This window comes from Wolbachia endosymbiont of Cardiocondyla obscurior, from assembly GCF_902713635.1.
Taxonomy (GTDB): domain Bacteria; phylum Pseudomonadota; class Alphaproteobacteria; order Rickettsiales; family Anaplasmataceae; genus Wolbachia; species Wolbachia pipientis.
Genome location: NZ_CACTIU010000041.1, coordinates 1 through 11,375, shown reverse-complemented (window position 1 = coordinate 11,375; position 11,375 = coordinate 1). Strand labels below are relative to the sequence as shown.

The following is an 11,375-nucleotide window of genomic DNA, read 5'->3' as shown; positions in this document are numbered from 1 at the left end:
AGAGAATTTATACCTTATTATTTTCCTTCACTCTATCAACTTTACTTACACTTTTCCTTAACTTGACGCGTATGGTTTATTTAACACTCCCTCACTTCATTATAGAGAACGGCCTACTGTTTCTTCAAGACTTGAAGCTTTTCTCATTTTTTCGCGCTTTGCCCAAGGGCCCACTTTTGTTGCATCAGATTGACTAATTGTTTCAGAACGAATCAACTCTCCAGATCTAGTAAAAAAACCTCGTTCAATAGCATCACGTACTGAACACCCACCAAGCAAACATTTTTCCCCTATTCGTTCCTCACAATTCTGTAATTTTTTCCACTTTTCTTGATCTTCTACTTCTACCTTTATTAGATTTTGCTTATCAGGGTATAATCTCACTTCCAACTCTCCCAAGCCAGTATCGAAAGTCAATACTATATTACTACCATCTGCTAGGCCTACATAATTCCTTATAGCGTTTTCCGTTATAATTTCTACCTCACTCTTACCTATCTTTATTATATTTCTTCCGTATTGTACACCTTCCTGAGTGATACCTAAACCCCTTGCTCCATTTGTAATCTTTGCAACATCTACTTTACTATCCTGTGAATATTCAAGACAGAGAGTAGAGTTGTCGATTTTTACGTCTCTTACCTTACCACTTGTTGCGCTTTGAACGATTGTTATGAAATCTAAAGCACGATTCTCATAATCTGCATAAGCGTTTTTCATATTAGCTTTGTGGCTTTCAAACTCTTCCAGTTCGTCAATTACATATATACTGCTTATGTTGTACAAAATTGCCCCTTTTGATATCAATTGACATACTATACCACTAGCAACCTCTATATTCCTTGAACCTTCGGAACTCTTTCTTAATTCACTAATCTTTCTTATCACAAAATCTGTAAAACTATATTCCTTTTCATATACCTTTCCGTATATACTACCCTGGTTAGGAAAGTTCAGCCTTACCCCAAGTTCTATAGCTTCGTTTACAACGCGTTTTAACTCATCTATATCTTTGGATTTATTTACCCTACCCAAAAATATTTTCAACTTTTCCGACTGATCTAATATTAAATCATCCCATAGAGTTCTAAGCTTAGGCAAACGTTTTTTGTCCTTCCACTCTTCGTAATCAATCGCTCCTGCTTCTAGCAGCAACTTTTTTGCTTCTTTGAAATGAGTTTCATTACCATAACAAGCCTCCCTAATCTTTTGAAAAACTCGAGACTTTCCTTCGCAATCACGGAGATTGAGAATCTCTTTAAGACCTTCATTTCCTTTGTGCTGATTGAAAAACTTTCTTAGTCGATTAGTGTTAAAGCTATGACCGCAAATACCTTCTAAATCATTTTTTGCTTCCAATTGCTCCTGAGTTAAAAAGATCTGTTCTAAAAGATTCACTTCAAAAGGTTTTTTGTTAATAATTACAATGTCTAGAGGAGTTTTTCCTTGTCTGTCAGTTTGACCACGTGCTCCTTTTTTCAGAAGCAAAGGTATATTTAAAGTATTATAATAAGCAGCATAGTGCAAAGGTGTTTGCCCTTCACTGTTAACTATGTTAGGATCAGCACCAGATTTTAAAAGTAAAGTCATAAATGCACTAACTGCACAACCTATGTCTTTTTCCACTGCTAAATACTCCATACTTTGTATTACATGTAGTATTGTCAATTTGGATTCTCCCCTTTGAAGATTGAGAACAGCTTTTAGATCATCACCTTTGTTATCGTGTAAAAAGTCCTCAAACCTTGTAATGTCACAAAATGGAAAGTCTGTAAGAAGATTTAACAGTGCCTTATTCAAATTTTTTTGGTTATCTTTTAAATCAGGTACGTTGAAAGACCAATCAGATATTAAATTTTTGAATTTTTTCCTTTTAATAATAGAGGTCAAAGAGCTGTTATCACTAAGCAGCAACGAGTATTTAATTGACTCATACTTATCATCTACCCGCCCCTCCTTCTGTTCCACCTTTACCTCCTTTAAATACTCTGTATCATCATCTTTGATGCGTTTAACTAGATCCTTTAAAAATTCAATATCTCTGTTTTCCAGTAAAGGGAATGCTCCCTTCTTCATGAGAATCGAGACCATTTGTGTACTTCGTCCAGCTAAGTATAATGGAGTGCGCCGTTTTTCATCTAACGCATTAACATCAGCTCCATTGTTTATAAGATACTCTACTATTTTTATTTTTTGGCTCAAGACAGCATGATGTAGAGGAGTGCTTCCGTCATTATACTTCTTATTAACACTTGCTCCATTTTTTATTAGGATCTCTACCATTCTTGTGTTCCCTTGCAAGATAGCATAATATAATGGATCACGACTGTACGCATCAATTGTGTTAACATCAGCTCCTCCTTTTATAAGGGCTTCTACCATTTGTTTATTGTTTTTTAAAACAGCAAGATGTAATTGGCAGAATGTACCTGGATCTACTTGTTTTGATCTCTCTTCTATTTTACTAACTACATTACTCTTACTGAAACCAACATCAGCGTTAGCAGAATTTAATACTTCCTGCAATTTATTCAATTCCATAACTCCACCTCGGTTAAAAATACTACACACCATTTTCACACGCATGACATAAAATGCAAGAACTAATATGACATGCAACATTCGTCCTTAGGCATTTGAGGTAAGCTTTGCCTATTCACTTCACATTCATTTAGCCTACTATTAGGCTTTAATACTGCATATGTAATGCCACCAGCAATGGCCCCAACAATCAATGCAGCAGTAGCTGATATTGATAAACTAAGATGAATAGCAGTACATCCAATAGCCACACTTGTCAACATGGTCATTATCCCTACACAGAAACTGGTCTTTATTGCTCTATTAGTTATAGTTAGGTGTTTATTTTCTGTCACTTTTTGATACTGTATCACATTTTTATCATCAGCCAGACTTCCCGAGGTTTTGGGACACTCCCTTACTCGAAGACTAAGATACTTAACTATATCTTTGTAACCATTAGAATCTGCCAAATCGGAAGGAGTCTCACCTCTAAAGTTTTTTACATCAATAGTAGCCTTTTCTTCCTCTACAAGGTATTCAACTATATCGTAGCGATTCATTCTAGCAGATTCATGTAATGGAGTATCGCCATTTTTTTCGCTTACTACATTAACATCAGATCCCTTTTCTAACAGAGCTTTAACTATGCCTAAACAGCCCACCTCACAAGCAATATGCAAAGCAGTGCATCCTTCTTCGTTTCGTGCTTCAAAACTAGCTCCTTTTTCTAACAGAAATTGAACTACTTCCAAATGACCACATCCAGCAGCTTCATTTAAAGCAGTATCGCCTTCATAGTTTGTTGCATTAATATCAGTACCTTTGTCTAATAGAGCTTTAACGATTTTTAAGTAACCCTCTCGAGCAGCAATATGCAATACACATTTGAAACTATTCTTTCGTATGTCAGCATTATTCATTTGGCCCAATAGAGCTTTAACTATTTCTAAGTGGTCCTCGCTAGCAGCAATATGCAAAGCAGTACAGTCTTCGTTGTTTCGTGCCTCAACACTGGCTCCTTTTTCTAACAGAAATTGAACTACATCTAAGTGACACATTTCAGCGGCAATATGCAAAGGAGTGTCATTATCATCGGTTGCTTGGTTAATATTGATTTTTTCTTCACTTATAAAGTACTCAACCACTTTTAATTTACCCATTTCAGTAGCAGAATGAAGAGCAGTGCATCCTTCTTTGTTTCGTGCCTCAACACTGGCTCCTTTTTCTAACAGAAATTGAACTACATCTAAGTGACACATTTCAGCGGCAATATGCAAAGGAGTGTCATTATCATCGGTTGCTTGGTTAATATTGATTTTTTCTTCACTTATAAAGTACTCAACCACTTTTAATTTACCCATTTCAGTAGCAGAATGAAGAGCAGTGCATCCTTCTTCGTTTCGTGTCTCAACACTAGCCCCTTTTCCTAATAGAACTTGAACTACTTCTAAGTAGCCTGCTTTAGCAGCAATATGTAAGGCAGTGTCATCATTATCTTTTTGCGCATCAACATCAGCACCATTATCTAGTAGAACTTGAATTACGTTTAAGTGACCCATCTGAGCAGCGATATGCAGCGGAGTAGCTTCTTCATTGTTTATTACCTCAACAGTAGCTCCTTTTTTTAACAGGGTTCCAACGATTACGAAGTGGCCCCTGCCAGCAGCAAGATGCAAAGGCGTGTTACCATTGTTGTCTTTTATCTCAACACTAGCTCCTTTGTTTAATAGATCTTGAACTTTCTCTAAGGAACCATGAAAAGCAAAATTAAGTAAGTCAGTATGTATATTACTTTCGTGTACACAATGCTCATCTGTTTTTAAGTGACTATCGAGCGTAGCTAAATATGAATACGTAATATTTTGATTAACTTGATAAATTGGTATGGTCTGTGTTGCATAAAAACCTTGTTCTTTTGACCGCTTTTCTATTCCATCAACCATACTGTTCTCTTCTAAATCTGCTTGAATATTTATTGGACTAGATACTTCTTCCAATTGATTACCCACGACACTACCTTAACTTAAAAACTTATGTTTTAATTATTACACAATTATTATAATTAGCAATAGTTTTATATTTTTTTCAGAATTACAAATTTATTGTATTCAGATATAGGAAAATACCTTTTGTCTCTAAAAAACATTGCAACCAAGTATTACAAAGATTTCAATTATTTACTTCTTCAAAGATCCCAAAAAGATCGTATCTTTGTGAGAACAAGCTACGTAAAAGTAGGGTTATGAAAATAGGAACTTGCAATCTTTGCAACAAAGTTAGGTAAGTTAGTTCGTATGTAAATGTAGTAAAAGTAGGCTAATATAGCTGGTTTTAGGATATAGTAGAATCACTATAAAGAAAAGTTCGAACGGTACACTTGGTAGACCAACCGATTCCAAGAAAAATTGTTCTCACGCTTGCTGGTTTTGGGTGCTGGAAATGGTTATATTGTTTAGGTTTTTAACAGTATATATTGCTAAATTAGTAGCAATATATTAAAGACTTTCATCAAAAATTATTCCATAAAAAATTTCTAAATAGGGGTTGATAAGTTTTAAAAATGGAGTATTGTACTGAGTAGGAAAATAGTTTTTTTTATATAGTTTATGAAAGATCAAACGAGCCTTACAACGGATTTTACGCATGCTATAGAAAATGACGACTTTAAACGGTTGGAGGAATATATTGATCAACATATTGATAAATATAATGTTAATCGTGAACTTTTAGATAAGTTGCCTTTGCTGTCCTGGGCTGCCTGTAAAAATAGTGTAAATGTAGCTCAACTTCTTCTTAGTATTGGTGCTGATATTGACATTAGATGTGACCAAAATTGGACACCTCTACACTATGCTGTTAGTGCAGGTCAATACGATATGGTTAGATTTCTTGTTGATCAAGGTGCCAGCATTTTAGCTAAGGATAATAATGTTAAGACACCTTTACGCATAGTAAATGAGCTTGGTAACACAGAAGTAGCAAACTTTTTGAGAGCAAAGCTAGATAAATATTTATTTTCTGCTATAGAAAGAAAAGATATTAGAAAGGTTAGTGATTTTCTTGATGGAGGTGCTAATATTGAGGCTAAAGGTATAAACAATCAAACGCCTTTGTGTGTAGCTTCTTGTAAGGGTAATTTGTATGTCCTTAAACTTCTTCTCAGTAGAAATGCTAAGGTTAACGTTCAAGATGATAGTAGAAAAACACCTTTACATTATGCTGCTAGGGAAGGTCATTCAGATGTAGCTGAACTTCTTCTTGGCCGTGGTACTATGATTGATGCTGAAGACTGTTTTGGTATGGCTCCTCTACACTATGCTGCTTACCACAATAGAAAAAATATGGTTAGCTTTCTTATAAAACAAGATGCCAAAATTGAGGCCGTGGATAAAGAAGCTAAAACACCTTTACATTATGCTGCTGGGAAAGGTCATTTAGATGTAGCTGAACTTCTTCTTGACCGTGGTGCTATAATTGATGCTGAAGACCGTTTTGGTATGACTCCTCTACACTATGCTGCTTGCTACAATAGAGAGGATGTGGTTAGCTTTCTTATAAGCCAAGGTGCTAAAGTTGAGGCCATGGATGAAAAAGCTAGAACACCTTTACATTATGCTGCTAGGGAAGGTCATTTAGATGTAGCTAAACTTCTTCTTGAATGTGATGCTATAATTGATGCTAAGGACTGTTATGATCGGGATCCTTTATATTATGCTGATTCGTATAATAAATTAGATGTAGTTAGACTGCTTGAAGGTAGGAATGGTGTGAACACTTGTAACCCTCTTACTAATTTTTTAAGTGCATGTATCCATTCCCCTATTGCTCGTTACTTCAGAAGTGTTTGCGTAGAAGGAGCGCCAATTTTATACAGAAGGCAACGTGCCTCTGCAATTGATCACAATGCTTTGGAAGGTAGTTTACGACTCTTCAGTATCTGTAAAGGAGGAAGAGAAGGTATAGATAAAACACGTTTCAATAAAGAGATTAGTTATCTACATGAAAATGCTTATTTGTATGATGTTTTACTGTTACAAGATGAGGAAAATCAAAACACACTTTTGCATGTGGTTATTAAAGAAAATCAGGTTGATCTTGTAAAAGAACTTTTGTGTATTCTTAAGGAGCCATATCGTTCGAATAAGGTGTATAAGTGCAAGTATTTTGAAGATAAGCAAGAAAATGAAAAGCCGCTTTCTAAAGTTATTAATTCTAAGGATAAAGACGGAAAAGATGCAATTACTCTGGCTATTGAAGGTAATGACCCAGAATGTATTTCGGCTCTTTTCAAGTATTTAACTTATGAAAATATTAACAGAAGGAAAGATGTTAAAAGCGATTACACACCTCTACATGAAGCTGTGCGTTCTAGAAGTAGTAACGCAATTAGTGCGCTTCTAAAATCAGAGCATGTAAACGTTGAGCTCATAGATGGAAGATCTTACAGAGCATGGAAATATGTTAATAATGAAGAAACAAAACAATTGTTTATTAGGTATTATAGTGATAAAATTAATGATTTGCGTAAAGAATTAGCACATTGCAATGAAAAATTAGCGCAAGTCGAGTATTTCCTGTGCAGAACAAAACTTGCTTTTGTATGCTCTGCAGCTTTTGGCTCTTGTCTTAATATGTATAAAAATTTTCATGATGCAAGAAGTGGAGATATGCCAGGTGTTACCATTCATCCTCTCTTGTTGTTATTTTCTAGTGCTACAGGTCTAATAGTGTTGTGTAATCATTTTATCGATTTAACACTTTCAAAGTATAAAGAAGAAAGTGTTAGCTTGCAAAAAAAATTGGACAGTTTTAGAGAAGCAAGAGATAAGTTGGAAAATAAATTACTTCATTTTCAAGAAGGTACATCTCAGGGTATTAGGACGAATTCAATTTCTACGCAACTATCTGATTATGATGACGTACCTGGAACATTAGAATCACCTACCTCTATAAAGAGCTTTGAAAGCTCAGCAAAGGTATCCGTTTATAACCTGCCTAAGGAATTTAAGTAGCCTAATTTAGTAAGTACATAGAAGTAATCATATTAAAGAAGATATTGGTTTTTGAAGTAAGAGGAGAAAGCTCACAATCTTTGCTCATGTGTCTAAATTGGAGAACCAAGAGAAAGTTTGTTCCACAATAGAGATGTTCAAAAAAGTGTGTCAAATCAAAAAGAAAGTAATAAATTGATATAAAAAGGTGAAATAGAAAACCACTTATTGGCTGAAAGTGAAGAAAATAATAGAAAAAATGGGAGAAATGCAAAGGCTTTACGTACAAGTGCAGATTCATTTGAACTTTTAACACCAAGAGATAGAGAAGGAACCCCAAATAGTCAAAAAAAGGCAAATAAATTTACATCCAGGGCTTGAAACGAAGATTTTAAGCACATTTGCAAGACCAATCGATTTCCAAAAAAATCTTCTCATGCTAGCTGGTTTTTATTGCTGAAAGTGGTTGTATTATTTAGGTTCTTAGTAATATTTAATATTAAATTAATAGTAATTCATTAAAAATTTTCATCAAAAATTATTTCAAAAAAATTTTAAATTAGGAGTTGACAAGTTTTAAAAGTGGAGTACTATTCCTGAAATACATTAGATTACTAATTTTTTATGGTATGTAAGTGTGTGATGGCTAAGGTAATTTTACTTTTGTGAGCGGGCTATGTTATGTGAGGGCATTCCAGAATTCTTGTTTGAGGGAAGATGGTCCTTTCTGTGTTGCTTGAGGAAAGAAAAAAGCTCAGGGTAAGAGTGGCTTGTTATAGTGTGATTGCTTAGTTAAGTTAGGTAAGTTTTTATAAATGTGGAGGGACAAATGACTTTAAACAATGATGATTTATTAGTTAGTGCTGCAGGAGCAGGACGCCTTAGTGACGTTAGAGAACTTCTTGAGAAAGGGGCTAATATTGAAGCTAGAGATAGTGATGGTTACACATCTTTGCATAGGGCTGCTGAAGGAGGTCATTTAGAGATAATTAGATTTCTTATAGATAAGGGGGCTAACATTGGAGCTAAAAATAAGGATGGTGGAAAACCTTTAGATGTAGCAAATACCTCTCGTCAGTCAGAAGTAGTAAACTTTTTAGGACCAAAGCAAAGTGAGTATGATAGACTTTTATTTGCTGCTGTAGAAAGTGGGAATGTTAGTGAAGTTACAAATCTTCTCAATATTGGAGCTAGTATTGAAGTTAAAGGTGTAGAAAATGCGGAGTTTAGGTTAGCCCGTTATGTAAAAAGAATTATGGAGATGAGTAATTACCATAATGTTCATTCGGAAAAAAAATCTGAGCTTGAAAGGATAAAAGGAGAATTACCAGAGTCAGTAAAGAATGCAGTATTTTCATCGGAGGTATGTATTAAAAGTGTTTACTATAGTAATGAGTATTTATATCCTGCTAGTGATTATCTTAGCCATGATAGGGATAGAAGGAGAGTATTTACTTGGAGGCCAGGGGCAAAGATAGTCCATGTCAATGGAAAATTGAGGATTGTGGATCTACTCGCAAGAAGCGTGATGTACAATATAGTATTACAAAAGAAGCTAAGTGTGATCTATCTTATGATAATGCATCAGACAATTCATCGCAAAGTGACGAAATAGGCTATAACAAAATAGGAGCTACAAGCGGAGCAAGTAAGCCGTCTTCATGGATAGATGCTGTTAAAGGTGTTTTTCAGTTTATCTCTTCCCCTTTAAGGGCTGCGTTGCCTTCATTTTCAGAAAATAGCTCTAGCCGTTCTGGTACAGCAGGAAGTAGCTCCAATCATTCTGATACAGTAAGAAACCCAAATATCCAATATACTAGCCAATTTAGTCGTGAAGTTTGTGCGAGTAATAATGCTAGCTTGATGTTTTTCTTGTTACAAGCTTTTCTAGATAAAAAGTGTCCTCTTCCTAAGTTTTCTGATGTTAATCCTGTAAAGGCTCTTTTTTACACATCGGATATTATAAAGTCGTTCAAGGAAGTATTAGAGAAGCAAGCTGAATCGAAAGGTGGTATAAAAATGCACCGCTTAGATATTAATTTTGAGAAATTATTTGAGAAGATTAATGAAAAAATTAGGAGTGGTGAATTTAATGAAATTTCAGGGATTTTAAAATCATACGCAGAGGAAGCATTGCCTGGTAAAGAACCCGGAGATCCCGGTAGATTAAGTCCGAAAAAGTTTGATAAGTTTATGGCTGAATTTAATAGAAGAATAGACCCAGTAATAAATCAATTAATGCAACAAATGTTAAGCAGATTAGAAGTGAGTGACGTAAAAGAACAACAAATAAGCTTGGAGCCTAAAAGTTATCTAAATAATACTTCTGTTCAATGTCATTTAACTCAAGCTAGAGGTCAAGGTAAAGTATTAATTCCTTAATTTTTGAATTTCATCTATCGAAAGGCCGGTAATTTGAGCGATAACATCAATAGAGACACCGGCCTTAAGTGAGTTCTTTGCCACTTCGATTTTCTCTGCTTTTCTGCCTTTTTCATGTCCGATTTGGATGCCTTCTTCTTTACCTTCTTCTCTACCTTTTTCAGTAGCATCATCAAGTTTTTGAGCGAGGACAGCCTGTTCATCAAGAATACGTTTTATTTCCTGTTCATAGGCAATAAATTCTTTTTCTGACCAGTTGAATCTATTTAGCTCTTCATAGGCCTTTTTAATTATTACATCACTACCTATTATTTTTTCCAGCTCTTCTTCACTAGTCTCATCTGCATATCGAAAAAAATAAACCCATTTTTCAACTATATTTTCCAACTGATCTTCCTTATTCTTTGGAAATTTTGGCAACTCAATAAATATAAAATAGAAATCTTTTAGATCATGCTCATTAGTGTCTTCATCTCGAATAGTATGCTTTGATTTGTACTCAGATTTATTAGGAAACAGTACACAATCTGCTATAGCAATGAAGATAATTTCCTTAAGGTTATGATACTGGTCACCTTTATCAGCTTGCCTTGAGTAAGCTTTAGCAGCATAGTATTGGGCACGTTTTTCAAAGCCTTTAGTTTTAGCGACCTGCATTTCGCAAATGTATTGAGCACCTGTAGAATCTCTACAGAGAACATCAACAATACTTTGCTTTTTAGCGGCGATATCGGGGTCTTGAATAGTACTTAAAAACTCTATATCCTTTATTTCATTTTTACCAGTAAAGCCAAGAATATCATTGAGGAAGTGAATAAGGATATCTCTATTTTTTTCAGTACCGAAGATACGCTTAAATGATACATCATTTTTGGGATCAAGAAACTTAGAAAAAGTCATAAGAAAGAACCTTAAAAAGCATTAATAATTATACATAATTCTGAAGAAATGTTCAAGTTTTTTATTTTTTTAAGTTTTGAATGCGTTGATGAAAAAAATGTCTCCCATAGATGGCTTTAGAATGCTACTACGCACCTTAGACGTCCTTTTACATCTTTTATCAACCCTTCTATAAAGCGCCTTAAAAGGCCGGCAAATGGATGCTATGAGTTTGGAGCTGTAGGAGACATCAAAGATACCCTTTTTGGTGTATAAAAATACGAATCTACGACAACATCGTTTAAAGAAATTAGCAGCTATTAATATCTTCTACCTTTTCATAAAAAAATAAACAAAAAAAATTGAAAATTTGATTTGACTTCACCCAAAAGCTATGGCTTTATGCCAATACTGCTAAGAAAATAACAGTAAACATTTAAAAATAATTTATTATTAGTGAAGGGTATATTATATGAACAATAAGAATAAAAGTAAAGATCGTAAAAAAGAAATAGAGTTCCGAATTGACCTTACCCAGAAAAAGTGGAGAGAAAGAAAGGAGTTTTTTCGGGTAAAATAAAATTTTGGAGGATTAGAAAT

6 protein-coding genes and 1 pseudogene are annotated in these 11,375 nt (G+C 34.5%); 4 read left to right on the top strand and 3 right to left on the bottom strand.

Features of this window, described 5'->3' with window-relative positions; genetic code table 11:
• Nucleotides 1-99: 99 nt before the first annotated feature.
• Both WOCAOBSORBRA_RS03810 and WOCAOBSORBRA_RS03805 read right to left on the bottom strand, forming a co-directional pair.
• Nucleotides 100-2,622, bottom strand: coding sequence for an ankyrin repeat domain-containing protein (locus tag WOCAOBSORBRA_RS03810; RefSeq protein WP_174515966.1), 2,523 nt, complete (start codon nt 2,620-2,622; stop codon nt 100-102).
• Nucleotides 2,604-4,532: an ankyrin repeat domain-containing protein gene (locus tag WOCAOBSORBRA_RS03805; RefSeq protein WP_174515965.1), complete on the bottom strand. Its 1,929-nt coding sequence runs from the start codon at nt 4,530-4,532 to the stop codon at nt 2,604-2,606. Before WOCAOBSORBRA_RS03805 ends, WOCAOBSORBRA_RS03810 begins: the two co-directional genes overlap by 19 nt.
• 597 nt (nt 4,533-5,129) lie before the next feature.
• On the opposite strand from WOCAOBSORBRA_RS03805, the gene WOCAOBSORBRA_RS03800 reads away from it, so the two are divergent.
• The 4 genes and pseudogenes from WOCAOBSORBRA_RS03800 (at nt 5,130) to WOCAOBSORBRA_RS03790 (ending at nt 9,896) form a co-directional block, all read left to right on the top strand.
• The gene (locus tag WOCAOBSORBRA_RS03800) at nt 5,130-7,535 is read left to right on the top strand and encodes an ankyrin repeat domain-containing protein (RefSeq protein WP_174515964.1); all 2,406 of its coding nucleotides are present in this window, start codon (nt 5,130-5,132) and stop codon (nt 7,533-7,535) included.
• A 183-nt stretch (nt 7,536-7,718) separates the two neighbouring features.
• Nucleotides 7,719-7,938 (top strand): annotated as a pseudogene (locus WOCAOBSORBRA_RS03795) (transposase); the annotation flags it as partial.
• Nucleotides 7,939-8,343: 405 nt separating this feature from the next.
• Nucleotides 8,344-9,129, top strand: coding sequence for an ankyrin repeat domain-containing protein (locus WOCAOBSORBRA_RS06320; RefSeq protein ID WP_246165624.1), 786 nt, complete (start codon nt 8,344-8,346; stop codon nt 9,127-9,129).
• Nucleotides 9,057-9,896 carry a hypothetical protein gene (locus WOCAOBSORBRA_RS03790; RefSeq protein WP_246165625.1) on the top strand — a complete coding sequence of 280 codons (840 nt, stop codon included), beginning with the start codon at nt 9,057-9,059 and terminating at the stop codon, nt 9,894-9,896. Before WOCAOBSORBRA_RS06320 ends, WOCAOBSORBRA_RS03790 begins: the two co-directional genes overlap by 73 nt.
• On the opposite strand, the gene WOCAOBSORBRA_RS03785 is transcribed toward WOCAOBSORBRA_RS03790, so the two are convergent.
• Nucleotides 9,885-10,796, bottom strand: coding sequence for an Rpn family recombination-promoting nuclease/putative transposase (locus tag WOCAOBSORBRA_RS03785; protein WP_015589128.1), 912 nt, complete (start codon nt 10,794-10,796; stop codon nt 9,885-9,887). The two genes, WOCAOBSORBRA_RS03790 and WOCAOBSORBRA_RS03785, sit on opposite strands and share 12 nt — an antisense overlap.
• Nucleotides 10,797-11,375: the final 579 nt, after the last annotated feature.

What these genes read in the sequence shown, in the direction of transcription:
- WOCAOBSORBRA_RS03810 (WP_174515966.1), bottom strand. Translation starts at nt 2,622, where the DNA reads ATGTTGCATGTCATATTAGTTCTTGCATTTTATGTCATGCGTGTGAAA.
- WOCAOBSORBRA_RS03800 (WP_174515964.1), top strand. Translation starts at nt 5,130, where the DNA reads ATGAAAGATCAAACGAGCCTTACAACGGATTTTACGCATGCTATAGAA.
- WOCAOBSORBRA_RS06320 (WP_246165624.1), top strand. Translation starts at nt 8,344, where the DNA reads ATGACTTTAAACAATGATGATTTATTAGTTAGTGCTGCAGGAGCAGGA.
- WOCAOBSORBRA_RS03785 (WP_015589128.1), bottom strand. Translation starts at nt 10,796, where the DNA reads ATGACTTTTTCTAAGTTTCTTGATCCCAAAAATGATGTATCATTTAAG.